Annotated in this window: 13 protein-coding genes; 8 read left to right on the top strand and 5 right to left on the bottom strand. The window is 65.4% G+C overall.

The genetic code is table 11. The features are described from left to right. The first annotated feature begins 149 nt into the window (after window positions 1-149). From LY284_RS16785 to LY284_RS16770, 4 genes are read left to right on the top strand one after another with little or no spacing between them, the layout of a single operon-like run. Entirely contained in the window at window positions 150-989 is an 840-nt protein-coding gene (locus LY284_RS16785) for an ABC transporter permease subunit (RefSeq protein ID WP_233387351.1), read from the top strand. Next, complete coding sequence (locus LY284_RS16780) at window positions 986-1,732, top strand: ABC transporter ATP-binding protein (protein ID WP_233387350.1); 747 nt, start codon at window positions 986-988, stop codon at window positions 1,730-1,732. Before LY284_RS16785 ends, LY284_RS16780 begins: the two co-directional genes overlap by 4 nt. A gap of 35 nt (window positions 1,733-1,767) precedes the next feature. Continuing rightward, window positions 1,768-2,772 (top strand): NrtA/SsuA/CpmA family ABC transporter substrate-binding protein, encoded by a 1,005-nt coding sequence (locus tag LY284_RS16775; RefSeq protein ID WP_077158256.1) that lies wholly within the window; start codon window positions 1,768-1,770, stop codon window positions 2,770-2,772. A 15-nt stretch (window positions 2,773-2,787) separates the two neighbouring features. Continuing rightward, window positions 2,788-4,038 carry an acyl-CoA dehydrogenase family protein gene (locus tag LY284_RS16770; protein ID WP_233387349.1) on the top strand — a complete coding sequence of 417 codons (1,251 nt, stop codon included), beginning with the start codon at window positions 2,788-2,790 and terminating at the stop codon, window positions 4,036-4,038. Between the two features lie 25 nt (window positions 4,039-4,063). Here LY284_RS16770 and LY284_RS16765 read toward each other — a convergent pair whose 3' ends face one another. The 4 genes from LY284_RS16765 to LY284_RS16750 form a co-directional block, all read right to left on the bottom strand. Then, a complete protein-coding gene (locus tag LY284_RS16765) occupies window positions 4,064-5,125 on the bottom strand; it encodes an LLM class flavin-dependent oxidoreductase (protein ID WP_233387348.1) in 1,062 nt (353 codons plus the stop codon). A 118-nt stretch (window positions 5,126-5,243) separates the two neighbouring features. After that, on the bottom strand, window positions 5,244-5,513 hold the full coding sequence (locus LY284_RS16760; RefSeq protein WP_233388342.1) for a helix-turn-helix transcriptional regulator: 270 nt from the start codon (window positions 5,511-5,513) through the stop codon (window positions 5,244-5,246). Between the two features lies 1 nt (window position 5,514). Then, complete coding sequence (ilvB, locus tag LY284_RS16755; protein ID WP_233387347.1) at window positions 5,515-7,371, bottom strand: biosynthetic-type acetolactate synthase large subunit; 1,857 nt, start codon at window positions 7,369-7,371, stop codon at window positions 5,515-5,517. Window positions 7,372-7,378: 7 nt separating this feature from the next. After that, window positions 7,379-10,189, bottom strand: coding sequence for a 2-oxoglutarate dehydrogenase E1 component (locus LY284_RS16750; protein ID WP_233387346.1), 2,811 nt, complete (start codon window positions 10,187-10,189; stop codon window positions 7,379-7,381). Window positions 10,190-10,512: 323 nt separating this feature from the next. Between LY284_RS16750 and LY284_RS16745 the strand changes: the two genes are divergently transcribed. Next, window positions 10,513-11,559, top strand: coding sequence for a GlxA family transcriptional regulator (locus tag LY284_RS16745; RefSeq protein WP_233387345.1), 1,047 nt, complete (start codon window positions 10,513-10,515; stop codon window positions 11,557-11,559). Between the two features lie 8 nt (window positions 11,560-11,567). Then, entirely contained in the window at window positions 11,568-12,107 is a 540-nt protein-coding gene (gene mug / locus LY284_RS16740; RefSeq protein WP_375294286.1) for a G/U mismatch-specific DNA glycosylase, read from the top strand. Here the strand turns inward: mug and LY284_RS16735 are convergent. Then, window positions 12,084-13,031 carry a LysR family transcriptional regulator gene (locus tag LY284_RS16735; protein WP_233387344.1) on the bottom strand — a complete coding sequence of 316 codons (948 nt, stop codon included), beginning with the start codon at window positions 13,029-13,031 and terminating at the stop codon, window positions 12,084-12,086. The two genes, mug and LY284_RS16735, sit on opposite strands and share 24 nt — an antisense overlap. Window positions 13,032-13,328: 297 nt before the next feature. Here LY284_RS16735 and LY284_RS16730 point away from each other — a divergent pair, with 297 nt between their 5' ends. Both LY284_RS16730 and LY284_RS16725 read left to right on the top strand, forming a co-directional pair. Continuing rightward, entirely contained in the window at window positions 13,329-14,003 is a 675-nt protein-coding gene (locus LY284_RS16730; protein ID WP_233387343.1) for an antibiotic biosynthesis monooxygenase, read from the top strand. Continuing rightward, the gene (locus LY284_RS16725; RefSeq protein WP_233387342.1) at window positions 14,000-15,583 is read left to right on the top strand and encodes an MFS transporter; all 1,584 of its coding nucleotides are present in this window, start codon (window positions 14,000-14,002) and stop codon (window positions 15,581-15,583) included. Before LY284_RS16730 ends, LY284_RS16725 begins: the two co-directional genes overlap by 4 nt. Window positions 15,584-15,593 lie beyond the last annotated feature (10 nt).

The raw sequence follows: 15,593 nt of genomic DNA, 5'->3' as shown, positions 1-15,593 counted from the left end.
CTTTTTGATGACGACATCGCACCGCCGATACGCCGAAAGCTGGAAAGCAAAGCATAAAAAACCGTTTGTCACCGCGATGCCCGGCAGCCTCTAATAGCTAGCTCGCCTTCGATACAGCCCATTCCTCTCATGACACATCCGGTAACGACATGGCCGACCTGACTTCTCCCGGCAAGCGCTACGTCGCTTCGAAGCGAACCGCCTCCGGCATCCCCAAGGCCGCGCTCTATCTCTGGCTTTCATGGATCGTGCCGGTTCTGATTCTGCTCGTCTGGGAAGGCGCCGCCCGTGCCGGGCTGATCGCGCCGCAAGTGCTTCCCGCGCCGAGCAAGGTCATCGGCACCGCGTTCGACATGGCGAAAGACGGCGAGCTTTTCATTCACCTCGGCGTATCGCTGCTGCGCGCGTCGGCGGGCTTTGTCATTGGCGGCGCGCTCGGGCTTGCCCTCGGCATTCTGGTCGGCTTTTCGCCGCTTGCGCAGGCGTTTCTCGACCGCTCGATTCAGATGGTGCGCGCCATTCCCTTCCTCGCGATGCTGCCGCTCGTGATCGTCTGGTTCGGCGTGGGCGAGGTCGCGAAGATTTTCCTCGTCTCGCTGGCCGTGCTCTTCCCGGTCTACATCAATACGATGCTCGGCATCCGGCTGATCGATCCCAAGCTGATGGAGCTCGCGAAGGTCGTCGGCCTCGACCGCACGGCGATCGTGCGCCGGATCGTTCTGCCGGGCGCGATGCCCTCGATCCTCACGGGCGTGCGCTATGCCCTGGCGCATGCGTGGCTCGCGCTCGTGATCGCGGAAACGCTCGCGACGACCCGCGGCATCGGCTTTCTCGCGATGGATGCGCGCGAGTTCCTCAACACGAACGTCATTCTGCTCACGATCATCATCTACGCGCTCATCGGCGTCGCGGCGGACGCGCTCGTGCGCCGGCTCGAAGCGCGCTTTCTTTCGTGGCACGCGAATTACGACAAGGGAGCGCAAAAGTGACGCAAGGCCTCGCCGTTTCTTCTGTTTCGCCACCGCAGCCGCACGCGCACGATGAAGCCGCGACGCGAGCGCCGCTTGCCGTGTCCGTGCGCGGGCTCGTGCGGCGTTACGGCAGCCGCGTCGTCATCGACGCGCTGGACCTCGATATCCGCAAGGGCGAATTCGTCGCGCTGCTGGGCGAAAGCGGCTGCGGCAAGACCACGCTGCTGCGCGCGCTCGCCGGACTCGATGTGCCCGACGCCGGCAAGATTCGCGCGCCGGAGCGGCCGTCCGTGGTGTTCCAGGAGCACCGGCTGCTGCCCTGGGCGACGCTGTGGGAGAACGTCGCGCTGGGACACGAGGCCACGATCGGCCGCGCGGGCGCGTCGCGCGCGCTGGCCGAGGTCGGACTCGCGGGCCGCGAAGCGGACTGGCCGCGCAATCTCTCGGGCGGACAGGCGCAACGCGTCGCGCTCGCGCGGGCCCTCGTGCGCGATCCCGCGCTGCTGCTGCTCGACGAACCGTTCGCGGCGCTCGACGCGCTCACGCGCATCAAGATGCACGGGCTCGTCAAAGAGCTGGTTGCCCTGCATCAGCCGGGCGTGCTGATCGTCACGCATGACGTCGATGAGGCGCTCACGCTCGCCGACAGGATTCTCGTCATGCGCGCCGGACGCATCGCCGCTTCCTTCGCGCCGAAAGACGAGGCGCATGACACGCTGCGCCCCACGCTGCTCGCGGCGCTCGGCGTGCACGCTCACTAATCACTTTTCCGCTTCACATCAAGGACTCGACAGGAATGAACGATTCATCGCTGAGCCGCCGCCAGCTTCTGCGCGCGGCGGGTGGACTGCTGGCCGGAGCAGCAGCCGGCAGTCTGTTCCCGGCGCGCGCCGCCGAACCGCGCAAGCTCACGCGCAATACCGACACGGTACGCATCGGCTGGGGCTACGGCAGCCTGCCGGATATCGCCCGGCAACGCGGCGTGTTCGAGAAGACGCTTGCCGCGAAGGGCATCAAGGTCGAATGGATCGGCCCGTTTCCCAATCACGCGCCATCGATTCAGGCAGTGGTCGGCGGCAGCGCGGACTTCGGCTTCTGGGGCTCCACCACGCCCGCGCTCGCCGCGATGCTCGCCGGTTCGCCCATCGTCTTCACCGCCTTCGATATCTACTCGCCGCGCTCGACGGCCATCATCGTGAAGAAATCGAGCGGCATCGATTCGATCGCGGGTCTCGCGGGCCGCAAGGTCGCGGTCAATCGCTCGGGGCTCGGCGAATTTTTGCTGATCGCGGCGCTGGAGAAGCATCGCATCGACCGGGACAAGGTTCAGTTCGTCTATCTGAATCCGCCGGATGCCGCGCCCGCGTTCGCGCAAGGCAAGGTCGACGCATGGTCGATGTGGTCGCCGGGCGTGGACATCGCGCGCTTCTCGAACGAGGCGAAAGACATTTTCAACGAAGGCCGCGACCTCGATTTTCTGATCGACTACAGCTCGCTCGTCTCGCGCCGCAAGTTCACCGAAGAGAACTCGGAACTCGTGCGCGCCGTGATCGATGCGTACTACGTCGAAGGCGCGTGGCAATCCACGCATTCCGCCGAAGCCGAACTGCTCGTGCAGCGCGAGGGGAAGTATCCGGATCAGGTGCGCGAGTACCTCACGAGCCTCAAGCGCGTGAACCAGTTCCACGAAGCCGATGACGCCGCCTTCCTCGCGCAATTCCAGCGCGCCGCGGACTGGCTCGCCGAACGCAAGATCATCAACTCGCGCATCAAGGTCGCGGATTACAGCGTCAGGGTTTGACGACGGGGCACTCGAATGACTGACAGAACAAACACGGCAGAACTCGCGTTCGGCGGACCGCGTCTGGTTTCGCCGCTCGCAGCGAAGCTCGGATTCGCGCAAAGCCTCGCGGATATCGCGGCGACGGCGGCGGCGCGCGAGCGTGAGCACCGGCTGCCGCACGAGGAGATCGCGCAACTCAAGGCGCTCGGCTTCGGCGCGCTGCGGCTGCCCGCCGACGCCGGCGGGCATGGCGTATCGCTACGCGAACTGCTCGTCGTCGCGCGCGATCTCGCGGCGGCGGATTCGAACATCGCGCATGCGTTTCGCAATCATCTGTGGCAGGTCGAAGCGGCGTTGCGGCAGCGCGATCATCCGTTCCATGCGCATGTGCTCGGGCTGACGGGGCGCAACAAGACCATCGGACTCAGCTTCGCCGAAACCGATGTGATCGCGGCGGGCGCGCGGCCGACACGCGTTCTGAGCCGGCTCGAATGGGACGAGATCCGTCAGGCGTATGTCGGCTCGGGCGACAAGATCTACGCGACGGGCAATCTGTACAACGACGCGTTCATCGGCATGGCGGTCGAAAGCCGCGCGGGACGCACGGTGCAGTATGTGCTCGAACGCGGCGAAGGCGTCGGGACCGGCGACGACTGGCAGGGCTTCGGACAACGCCTGACCGGCTCGGGCACGGCGACGTTCCGCGACGTGCTCGTGCAGCCCGCGCATGTGTATCCGCCCGACCCGCCGAAGTCCGGCGATGCCGCGCCGTGGGGCTACACCTTTCATCAGGTGTATCTGACTAACTGCATCGCGGGCATCGCGCGGCGCGTCGCGCTCGATGCGGTGGAGGTGCTTCGCGCGCGTGGCCGGAACTTCTATCACGGCGAAGCGGAGCATCCCGTCGACGAACCGGTGTTGCAGGCGCTCGTGGGGCGCATTCGCGGCTATGCGGCGGGCGTGGAAGCGAGCGCGGACCGCGCGGCCGATGCGCTGCAACGCGCATGGGACAGCCACGGCACACCCGGCGAGCACGACGCCACGCTCGCCGCGACGCTCGCGGCCATGGAAGCGAAGATCGTGATCGACGATCTCGCGCCGCAGATCGCGAGCTGGCTGATCGATCTCGGCTCGGGCTCGGTCGTGTCGCGCGTGGGCGCGCTCGACCGGCACTGGCGCAACATCAAGGTGATCGCGTCGCACAATCCGCGGCTCTACAAGGAGCGCCTGCTCGGACAGAACGCGCTCACCGGCCAGCTTCCGCCGACCGGCGCGTTTTTCTGAACGACTGGCAAGCGCGCCGCCGGCCTCACGCGCCGAGCAGGCGGCGCACGCGCGGCGCGACTTCTTCGGCGAAGACGCGCATGTCGGCTTCGAACGGCTGAAACTGCAGCATGAACAGTTCGATGCCCGCCCGATGAAACGCCGCGATGCGGCGCGCAACCGTGTCGTAATCGCCGACGAGTCCGGCCGCGGTGCCGCCGTTGGACCCGACTCGCGCCGAGCGCGCGAAAGTCTGATGCATCACCGCGTGCGGATCGGTATTGGCCTTTTGCCGCTCGCGCAGCGGCTTGTCCAGTTCGGCCAACTCGAAGAGATGCTGCAGATGTTCGTCGGCCTGCGCCTGCGTCTCGCGCGCGATGACGAAGGCCGAGAGCCCAAAGCGCAAGGGCTCATGGCCGGACGGGCGCACCCGCGCGGATACATCGGCGATCAGGCCCGCCACGTCGTCGTGCGGCTGGCCGTTGATGAACCACACGTCGCCGTGCGCGGCCACCAGCGAGCGCGCCGGTTCAGACTCGCCGCCGACATAGATGCGCGGCCGCGCGCGATACGGATCGGCGGGCAGCAGCCGATAACCGTCGATGCGAAAGTTGTCGCCGCGATGCGTCACCGTCTCGCCGCGCAAGAGCCTTTCGACGACCGAGATCCATTCGCGGCCATACGCGTAGCGTTCGTCATGCTCCGCGAAACCGATGCCGGCGCGTTCGAGCTCGGGACGATTCCATGCGTTCACGAGGTTGATCGCGAACCGCCCGCCGCTGATGTGCTCGATCTGCTGCGCCATCTTGGCCAGCACGACCGGATGATAGAGATACGGCTTGATCGCGGCGATGATCTCGATACGCGAGGTCAGCGCCGCCAATGCCGCGGATGCCGTCCACGCTTCGAGCTGATCGAGCGAAGGATCGTGCGGATTGGCCGTATGCTGCGCGACGAGCACCGAGTCGAAGCCGAGACGCTCGGCTTCGAGCACGAGCGCCTTGTTGCGGGCCCAGGACGCGTCGTAGGGTTCTGCGGGATCCTGCAGGGCGGCACGGCTGCCATGCACGAGCGCCCAGATGCCAAAGCGTGGAAGTTTCACTGACATACGTCGATACGGGGAAGATGGAGAAAGAAAGCCATCCTAACGCCGCGCGCGCGTGCAGCCTTCCAATATCTGACGCTTTGCTATTGCCGGAAAATGCTTTAAGAGAAGGCGCGCAAGCTCACAAGCTCTCACGCATTTCCCGGATGAACGCGCCGATCACGTCCTCGTTGCGCGACAAGACGACGAACTGACCCACGGGCGTCGCCACGAGCAAACCGGCCTTGATCATCGCGGCGACATGCGCGGACACGGTCGACTGCGACAGACCGCTGCGCGCCTGAATCGCATTGATCGGCAAGCCAGGGCTGTCCGTTCGCTTGAGCCATGCCAGAATGTCGCGCCGCAAGGGGTTGGCGAGCGCCTTGTGTATCAGGTCCGTATTCATGATGTCAGAACATGTCGCTCGCGGCGCCGTCGCTCGCTGTCTGCGGATCGGAACGCGACGCAATGAACGGACCCGTGATCATGTTCGCGTAGCTCTGTCCGGGACCGACCATCGGAAACACATCGGCATCCGGGTCGATCATCACTTCGAGGAACGCGGGGCCGTCGAAGGCCACGAATGCCCTGAGCTTATCGTCGAGTTCATCGTGCTGCTCGACGCGGCAGGCGAATTCGAAACCGTCCGCCTGCGCCGCCATCACGAAATCCTTGCGATGCAATGCCTTGTCGCTCACGACCATGCGTCCGTCGTAAAACAATCGTTGCCATTGACGGATCATGCCGTCGCCGCGATTGTTGAGCAGCAGGATCTTCACCGGCACGCCATAGGTGCTCGCCGTTTCCAGTTCGCCCATGTTCATGCGGATGCTGCCGTCGCCATCGATATCGATCACGAGCGCATCGGGCCGCGCAAACTGGGCGCCGATCGCGGCGGGCAGGCCGAAGCCCATCGTCCCCATGCTGCCCGAGGTGAGAAAGCTGCGCGGCGCGACGAAATCGAAGAACTGAGCCGCCCACATCTGATGCTGGCCGACGCCCGTGCTGACGATCGCGCGCCCGCCGGTGATCTCGCCGAGCATCTCGACGACACGCTGCGGCTGGATCGCCGCATTGTCCCGGTCGTAGTTCATGCCGTGATCGCGCTTGAGCGCGCTTACGTGCGCCGCCCAGCCGGACGCGGGACGCTCGATGGGGTCGTGCGCCATGAGCGCCAGCAGTGCGTCCTTCGCATCGCCCACGTGGCTCCATTCGACGCGCCTGACCTTGTTGATCTCCGCTTCGTCGATATCGATATGTGCGACCGCGCGCGCCTTCGACGCGAACGCTTCCGGACGGCCGCCCGCGACGCGATCGTCGAAGCGCGCGCCCACGGCGATGAGGAAGTCGCAGTCCTCGACCGCATAGTTCGCGCAGGCCGCGCCATGCATGCCGAGCATGCCGAGGTTCAGTTCGTGCCGCGCGGGCAGGCTCCCCAGGCCCATCAGCGTGGTGACGACGGGAATCCGGTAACGCTCGGCGAACGCGCGCAACTCCGCGCTCGCGCCCGACGCGATGACGCCGCCGCCCGCATACAGCAGCGGCCGCTCGCTGCGCGCGAGGAAATCGAAGAAAGCGGCGCGCTTCGCCTCGTCGAGCCGCGCGCCCTTCGCCACCAGACGAAGACGATCCGAATAGCCTCGAAACTGCAAGACGCCCTGTCCGCGATACACGCCCTTCCAGTTCTGAATGTCCTTCGGCACATCGACGACGACCGGTCCGGGCCGCCCCGTGCGCGCAATCTCGAAGGCCGTGCGCAACGTCTCTTCGAGCTTCGCCGGATCGGTCACGAGAAAGACCTGCTTCGCGCACGCCGACATGATATTGAACACCGGCGCTTCCTGAAACGCGTCGGTGCCGATGGCGGCGCGCGGCACCTGTCCGCAGATCAGCACGACGGGCACGGAGTCGCCGTTGCAGTCGGCGATCGGCGTCACGGCGTTCGTCGCGCCCGGCCCCGACGTCACCATGAATACGCCGACCTTGCCGCTCGCCCGCGCGTAGCCCGCGGCCATGAAACCGGCCGCCTGCTCGTTGGCGGGCACGACGAGCCTGATCTGCCGTTCGGGCTGTTCCGCGTGCATTTCGTTGAAGCGAAACACGGCGTCGTAGGTCGGGAGGATCGCGCCGCCGCTGTAGCCGAACAAGGTATCGACGCCCTGCTCCGCAAGCACGCGCAGGATGATGTCGGCGCCTGAAACGGCTTCGTCGTCGCCATGAAGATTCGCGGTCAGGCGCTGTGCAGTCATATCTGGATTACGGGTCATGTCGGGCTCACTTCGCGAATGCGCGGGTCAGAACATCGGTTTGCCGGGTCACGTGCTCGGCGTGATGACCCGGCGCGGTCGAAGCGGATGCAGCCGGCCCCGCATACGACAGACTGGCTCCCGCAGGCAGAAGCTCGCGCAGATGCGGCTCGGCGAAGCGCCACGCGCCCTGATTGAGCGCTTCTTCATGACACCAGATCACGCGCTTCGCATTCGGATAACGCGCGAGCTCCGCAGCGATATGCGCCGCCGGAAACGGATACAACTGCTCGACGCGAATCACGCGTGCATCGTCGATGCCGTGCTTGCGGCGATAGTCGATCAGCTCGTAATAGAACTTGCCCGACGTGACGATGACCCGCTCGACCGTTTCGTCATGCGACGCATCGGCGTGAGCGTCGGGCAGCACCGCTTGAAATGCGCCTTGCGTCAGTTCGTCCAATGTATTGACGGCTTCCGCGTGCCTGAGCAGCGACTTGGGCGTCATCACGATCAGCGGGCGGCCGTCGAAAGCCAGCACCTGCATGCGCAGCAGATGGAACAGTTGCGCGGGCGTCGTCGGCTGAACCACGCGCATGTTGTCTTGCGCGCCCAGTTGCAGGTAGCGTTCGAGCCGCGCCGATGCATGCTCCGGACCCGCGCCTTCCTGGCCATGCGGCAGGAACAGCGTCAGGCCGCTGCGTTGCCCCCACTTCGCCGCGCCCGCCGCGATGAACTGATCGATCACGACCTGCGCGCCATTCGCGAAATCGCCGAACTGGGCTTCCCAGATGACGAGGGCATGGCGATTCACCGTCGAGTAGCCGTATTCGAAGGCGAGCACGGCCGCTTCCGAGAGGATGCTGTTCGTCACCGTGAAACGGCCCTGCACGTCGTGCACGTGATCGAGCGGAATGAACACGCCATCGGCGCGCTGCGTGCGCGTCTGGTTATGCAGCACGGCGTGCCGATGATTGAACGTGCCGCGCGCGCTGTCCTGCCCGCTCAGGCGCACATCGATACCTGCGCCGAGCAGCGACGCGAACGCGAGATGTTCCGCCATGCCCCAGTCGATGCGCTTCTTGCCGCTCGCCATGTCGCGCCGCGCCGCCATCATCTTGCCGACGAGCGGATGAAGCGCGTAGCCTTCGGGCACGCTCGATATGCGCCGCGCCCACGCGCTCAACTGCTCGGGCGCGGGCGCTTCGTAGCGATCGATCTCGCTCGTGTGCGCTTCGGCCGCAAGAGGAAGAGAAGGAGGAACAGCGTCGCCGCCGTGCGCGTCATCGAACGACGCGCGTTGGGCGTCGGCAGACGCCGCGACCTGTTCGGGCGTCGCGATGCCTTGCCGGATCAGCGCCTGCGCATAGAGCGTCCTCACGCCCGGATGCGCGGCGATCGCGCGATACATCAACGGCTGGGTGATGGCGGGCGTGTCCTGCTCCTGATGACCGTGCTTGCGAAAGCACACGAGATCGATCACGACGCTGCGCCTGAACTCGGTGCGATAGTCGAGCGCGAGATGCACGGCCATCGCCACCGCTTCGGGATCGTCGCCGTTGACGTGAAGCACGGGCGCCTCGATCATCTTGACCACATCCGTCGCATAGAACGACGAACGCGTGTCGCGCGGGTCCGACGTCGTGAAGCCGATCTGATTGTTCACGACGACATGCACCGTCCCGCCCGTGCCGTGTCCGCGCGTGTAGGAGAGGCTCAAGGTTTCCATCACCACGCCCTGCCCCGACATCGCCGCATCGCCGTGGATTTCCACCGGCAGCACGCTACCCGAATCGTTCGGGTCCAGTGCGTCGGCCTTCGCGCGCGCCATGCCCTGCACGACCGGATTGACGATCTCCAGATGCGACGGATTGAACGCGAGCGCGACTTCGACCGGACCGTGCGCCGTCTGCGCGATCGTGCTGAAGCCCTTGTGATACTTGACGTCGCCTTCGGGAAGCGGGTCCGCGTGCTTGCCGTCGAACTCGTCGAACAACGCATGCAAGGGCTTGCCCACGATGTTCACCAGCACGTTCAGACGTCCGCGATGCGCCATGCCCATGACCACCGAGCGCACGTCTTTCGCCGCGCCGTAACGCACGAGTTCGTCGAGCAACACGATGAGCGATTCGCCGCCTTCGAGCGAGAAGCGCTTTTGCCCGACGAAGCGCGTGTGCAGATACTTTTCGAGCCCTTCCGCGGCGGTCAGGCGGTCGAGAAAGCGGCGCTTCTCGTCGTTGGAAAACGACGGCGCGGCGCGCGACGATTCGAGCCGCATCTGCCACCAGCGCCGCTCGTTCGCATCGGAGAGATGCATGAATTCCGCGCCCGGCGTGCCCGTATAGGTGTGTTCGAGCGCCGCGACGATCTCCGCGAGCGTCGCGTCTTCGTCGAAGAAATAGGTGTCGGCGGTGCTGAAGCGCGTGGCCATGTCGGACGCCGTAAGGCCGTAGTAGGCGGGCGTGAGTTCCGGCAGCGCGCGCTGCGGCGCCCATTGCAGCGGGTCCAGACGCGCGCGGCGCGTACCGACGGTCCGGAACGCGGCGACGAGCGACTGCACGGCCACCTGCTTTCTTGCGAGTGCGAGCGCGCCGTCGCGTTGAGCAGAGACGGGATGCGGCTGTCTGGCGAGTTCGACGAAGCCGGAGACAACGGGCGCATGCGGCTCGTCATCGCGGTCGCTGCCGTCGAGGGCGGGCGTTTCGCGCAACGCGTCGAAATAACCGCGCCATTCGTCCGTCACCGATGCGGGCTCGGCAAGATAGCGTTCGTATTGTTCCTCCACATAAGGCGCGTTGGCGCCGAACAGGAACGAGTTCTGGCGTTTCTCGATCAACATGATGAATGTCCTTCGTGTCGCATGCGGCTTCTGATGCTTCCGCCGCTCCATGCCGTGGTTCATTGGAGACAGACTTGTCTACCTTCATGAAACGAAGTCTAGTCAGCCGCATCGCGGATGGGGCGTGCATCTGGGGCGCTGGCGGGCCATTCGGCATCGAATTCGGGCCACGCGCGAGCGAGCGTGTCGCGCAAGGCGAGGAGGCGCGTTTGTTACACGGACGCAAAAGTCATTTACCGGCCAGGGTGACACTCGCGCGCGAGGCCTGGGATAGACTGGCTCATCGGTCCTAGTCGATCTTTTCCCCCCACGAAGGTCACGGCATGAAAGTCGCCATAATTCTGTTCGACGGTGTGCAGGCGCTCGACGTTGCGGGCCCGCTCGACGTATTCGCGGAAGCCAACACGCATCTGCCCGCGGATCAGCGCTATGAAGTCTCGCTGGTCGGGCGCGAGGCGGGCCTCGTCACCTGTTCCAACGGAATGCAACTGGTCGTGCCGGTCGGCTATCTCGACTCCGATATCCAGTACGACCTGCTGCTCGTGGCCGGCGGCCCGCAGTTGCCCGACTGGGATCCGCCGGTCGAATTCCTCGCGTGGCTGCGCAAGCAGGCGCTTGGCGCGGCGCGCTTCGGCGCGGTGTGTAACGGCGCTTTCGTGCTCGGCCATGCCGGTCTGCTCGATGGCAAGCAGGTCACGACGCACTGGGCCGACGCCGGACGCCTCGCGAAGACGTTTCCGCGTGCGCGCGTGCAGCCGGACAAGATCTTCATGCGCGATGACAACCTCTTCACCTCGGCGGGCGTTTCGGCGGGCATCGATCTGTGTCTGTCGCTGGTGGCCGAAGACTGGGGTCATGAACACGCCATGCGCGTGGCCCGGCGCCTCATCGTCTACATTCAGCGCGAAGGCGGGCAGTCGCAGTACAGCCCCTATCTCGCCGAGGTCACGGAAGAAGCGCCGATCATCTCCAGGGTGCATCGCTATGTGACCGAGCATATCGGCGATGCGCTCTCCATCGAGCAACTCGCGAACGCGGTGTCGGTGAGCCGCCGGACCTTTTCCCGCGTGTTCGCGAAGTATGCGCAGGTCACGCCATCGGCGTTCGTCGAGCAGGTTCGCGTCGATACCGCGAGAAAGCGGCTCGAATCCAGCGACGCGCCGCTCAAGACCATCGCCTTCGAATGCGGCTTTCACAGCGCGACGCATATGCGCACCACCTTTTCGCGGCGTCTGAATGTCACGCCGAAGCAGTACCGCGCGCGCTTCCGTGGCGCGGCGCAGACTCGGCCCGTGCATCATGTCGAGACGATCGAGACGATCGAAACTGTCGCGCCGATGGAACTGGAAGCGCTGGCCGAGGCCGCATAATCGTGTCTGTGCAAGCGCTTCCCGACATTCTCGAACCCGGCTTGCGTGTCGTGTTTTGCGGCATCAATCCGGGCATGCTCGCCGCATCGACGGGACAACACTTCGCGGGCCGAGGCAATCGTTTCTGGCGCACGGTTCATCTCGCGGGCTTCACGCCCGGGTTGCTGCGCCCCGAAGACGGCCACGCATTCCTTCGATACGGATGCGGACTCACCACGGCCGTCGCGCGCCCCACGGCGCGGGCGGATCATCTTTCGCGCATCGAGATCGAAGCGGCGGCCGCGTCGTTCGAATCAAAGATGCGCAGTTTCGCGCCGCACTACATCGCGTTTCTCGGCAAGATGGCGCTCTCCGCGATGACCGGCCAACGCGATATCGCATGGGGACTGCAGGAAGACACATTCGGCGGCGCGCGCGCCTGGGTCCTGCCGAATCCGAGCGGCCTGAACCGCTCCTTCAGCCTCGATGCGCTCGTGCTTGCCTATCGCGAGTTGCATGTTGCCGCTTTCTCGACCGAAGCGGCTTCAGCGTCGCGAGACCTTGCCTGAAGGCGCGAGCATCGAGCTCGCCGCGCATTGCAGATGCACGTTGTTGCGCAAGGCCTCGGTCACGAATTCGAGGAATGCGCGAATCTTTCCGCTCGCGCCACGGCGCTCCACATGCAGCAGATTCACCGGCACCGCCTCGGGCTCGAACGCGGTGAGCACCGGCCGAAGCCTGCGGTCCAGCACTTCCGGCGTCGCCTGATAAGAAAACAGTTGCGTGATGCCCACGCCATCGCTGGCGGCGGCGATGGCGGCGGGCGCGAGATCCACGATCATGCGTGGCTGAATCCGCACCGGCAAACGCGCGCCGCGCTCCGCGAACACCCATTCCATCGGCTGCGTCAGGCCCGTGTACGACACGCAAGCGTGCCGTGTCAGCTCGCGCGGATGCATCGGTTCTCCGTGCGCCGCCAGATAGGCCGGCGACGCGTAAGTCTTGCGCCGCACGAAACCCAGCGGCACCGCGAACGTCGTCGAATCGCCGAGATGGCCGATGCGAATCGCGACATCGACGCCTTCTTCCAGCAAGCGCGGGGTGCGGTCGATATACACCGCGTTGATGTTGACATCCGGATAGCGCATGGCGAAGGCGTTGACGAGCGGCGCGACGAAGCGCTGGCCGAATAGAACGGGCGCCGACAGCGTCAGCGTTCCCACGGGTTTGACGTGCCACGCGCCGAGATTCGCTTCGGCGTCCGCGACGGCATCGAGCACCTGCCTGCACGCGTCGAGATAGGCGATGCCCGCATCGGTGGGGCGCACGGAGCGTGTCGTGCGCGCGAGCAATTGCGCGCCGGTGCGCGCTTCGAGCGAATTGAGCGCCCGCGATACCGCCGCTGTCGACAATCCAAGCCGCTCCGATGCGCTCGTGAAGCCACCGCTATCCACGATGGCGACGAAGACTTCCATTTCACGCAATCTGTCCATTCCCAATCCCGAGCCGCGAACATCCGTATCGGCATTCTAGGCAGCCACGCGCAAGGCGCGGCGATGCACGCGTCGAATTGGCCCGATGCCGAAACGAATTGGCCCATGACGAATGCGCGCTGCGCGCGAGCGCTTCATGCCGCCTGCCGTGGCCCAAGCAGAACACTCATTGTCCCGATTCCGGCGTGACTCGAACTTCAACAAGCACGCCGCGTCGCCGACAATTCATCCAACGCGACGAACGACATAAAACGTCTTCATGTCGCATCGCATAACGAACCAGTCTGGAGGCTGCACATGTTCTCTGCAATGCTCGAAGTCAACCCCATGCCCGAACAGTTCGACGCGTATCTCGGCATGGCGAAGGTGCTGCGTCCCGAACTGGACAAGATCGACGGCTTCGTCGACAACACGCGATACGGCAGCCTCACGCGCGAGGGCTGGCTGCTGTCGCTGTCGAGCTGGCGCGATGAGAAGTCGCTGGTGCGCTGGCGCACGACGAGCAAGCATCACACGATCCAGCAGGCGGCGCGCGACCGCGTGTTCGCCGATTATCGGCTGCGCATCGGACAGATCGTCGCGGATACGCACATTCCGGAAGGACAGGTCTTGCAGGAACAACGTCTGGATGTCACCGAGACCGGCGCGGGCAAGGCGGTCACGTTGCACGAAGCCACGCGCAAGCCGGCGTGGCTCGGAGAGGTCGATCCGCAGACGGTCGCAAAGTCGCTGGGTCTCGATATCGCCGCGCCCGGTCTCGTCGCGTGGGACGTGTTCGATGCGCTGCTCTCGCCGGGCGACGTCATCGCGGTGGCGACATGGCGCGATCAAGCCGCCGCCGATTCCTATGTGCGCGAAGCGGCGCAACCCGGCGACGTGCGCTTGCGCCACATCCGCGTGATCCGCGAATACGGCATGTTCGACCGCCGCGAAGCGCCGCAATACTTCGAAGAAGCGCGGCGAACAAAATGAGCACCATCGACCGCCCAATCGACGCGGTGCACGCGCCGGCGCCCGTGAAGCACAGCGCCGCGCCGCAAGCCGCGTTTTCGCCTCGTCTCGCCACGGGGCTGATCGGCATGCTGCTCGCTTCGCTGCTGGCGATCCTGAACGAGCAGGTCACGGCGATCGCGATGACCGACGTTCAGGGCGCGCTGTCGATCGGCCATGATGAAGGCACCTGGCTCACCACGCTTTTCGAAGCGGCCAACGTCTCCACGATGGTCTTCGCGCCGTGGTTCGGCATCACCTTCACGCTCAAGCGGTTTACGATCGGCGCGACGCTCGCCACCATGGGCCTCGGCTTGCTGTGCCCGTTCGCGCCGAACCTCGCGTCGCTCTATGGATTGCGCGTGTTGCAGGGCATCGCGGGCGGTTGTCTTCCGCCGATGCTGATCATCGTCGCGCTGCGTTATCTGCCGCCGAAGATCAAGCTGTACGGCCTCGCCGGCTACGCGCTGACGGCGACCTTCGGACCGGCGCTCGGCACGCCGCTCGCCGCGCTGTGGACGGAATACGTGAGCTGGAAGATGGCGTTCTGGCAGATCGTGCCGCTGGGCGCGCTCGCTTGCGTGGCGATTCAGCAAGGCCTGCCCGCCGATGCGCCGAAACTCGAACGCCTGCGCGCCTTCAACTGGACCGGCTTCCTCACGGGCGGCCCCGCCATCGCGATGCTCGTAACGGGTCTCCTGCAAGGCGAGCGCCTGGACTGGTTCGAATCGGATTTCATTCGCGCGATGTTCCTCGGCGGCGGCGCGCTCATCGCCGTGTTTCTGGCGAACGAATGGTTTCATCCGATGCCGTTTTTCAAGCTTCAGCTTCTGTCGCGCCGCAACTTCGCGCACGGTCTCACGACGCTCGCCGGCGCGGTGATCCTGCTGGTGGGCGTCGCCGCGATACCCGGACAGCACCTCGCGCGCATCCATGCGTACCGGCCGCTGCAAAGCGCGCCGCTGTCGCTGCTGGTCGCCGTGCCGCTGCTCGTCGCGCTGCCGCTGACAGCCGCACTCCTGAACACGAAGCGCATCGATTCCCGCTGGGTGATGGCGACGGGACTCTCGCTGATGATCGCGACCTGCCTGATGGGCAGTTACATGACGTCCGAGTGGATCCGCGACAACTTCTACTGGCTGCAGTCCTTGCAGATCGCCGCGCAGCCGATGGTGATTCTCGCGATCCTGATGGGCGTCACCACCGGCCTGCCGCCGACGGAAGGCCCGTTCGCATCGGCGATGTTCAACTCGCTCAAGACGTTCTCGGCCGCCGTGGCCACCGCGCTCATCGAAGGGCTCGGCACGGCGCGCGAGCGCTTTCATTCGAACGTGCTGGTGGATCAGCTCGGCAATCGCGCGCTCATCGCCGATCAGCGCCTCGATACGGCCGGCGCGCTGGCCGGGCTCGCGCATCGCGTGCACGAACAGGCGCTGGTGCTGATGTCCGCCGATCTTTATCGCGTGATGGGCTGTATCGCCATTGCGCTGCTGTTACTCGTTCCGGTGTTGCCCGTGCGTATCTATCCGCCGTGGAGCACGACACCGCCCTCTTCTCATTAAGGGACGCCTG

This window comes from Caballeronia sp. PC1 (assembly GCF_021353155.1).
Classification (GTDB): domain Bacteria; phylum Pseudomonadota; class Gammaproteobacteria; order Burkholderiales; family Burkholderiaceae; genus Caballeronia; species Caballeronia cordobensis.
Note: the sequence above shows the minus strand (reverse complement) of the source record. Positions and strands in the feature narration are given on the sequence as shown.

Bases quoted from the DNA above. Each gene is read 5' to 3' on its own strand.
- LY284_RS16745 (WP_233387345.1), top strand. From the start codon at position 10,513: ATGAAAGTCGCCATAATTCTGTTCGACGGTGTGCAGGCGCTCGACGTT.
- LY284_RS16725 (WP_233387342.1), top strand. From the start codon at position 14,000: ATGAGCACCATCGACCGCCCAATCGACGCGGTGCACGCGCCGGCGCCC.
- LY284_RS16730 (WP_233387343.1), top strand. From the start codon at position 13,329: ATGTTCTCTGCAATGCTCGAAGTCAACCCCATGCCCGAACAGTTCGAC.
- LY284_RS16785 (WP_233387351.1), top strand. From the start codon at position 150: ATGGCCGACCTGACTTCTCCCGGCAAGCGCTACGTCGCTTCGAAGCGA.
- LY284_RS16775 (WP_077158256.1), top strand. From the start codon at position 1,768: ATGAACGATTCATCGCTGAGCCGCCGCCAGCTTCTGCGCGCGGCGGGT.
- LY284_RS16765 (WP_233387348.1), bottom strand. From the start codon at position 5,125: ATGTCAGTGAAACTTCCACGCTTTGGCATCTGGGCGCTCGTGCATGGC.
- LY284_RS16750 (WP_233387346.1), bottom strand. From the start codon at position 10,189: ATGTTGATCGAGAAACGCCAGAACTCGTTCCTGTTCGGCGCCAACGCG.
- ilvB (WP_233387347.1), bottom strand. From the start codon at position 7,371: ATGACCCGTAATCCAGATATGACTGCACAGCGCCTGACCGCGAATCTT.
- LY284_RS16735 (WP_233387344.1), bottom strand. From the start codon at position 13,031: ATGGACAGATTGCGTGAAATGGAAGTCTTCGTCGCCATCGTGGATAGC.
- LY284_RS16770 (WP_233387349.1), top strand. From the start codon at position 2,788: ATGACTGACAGAACAAACACGGCAGAACTCGCGTTCGGCGGACCGCGT.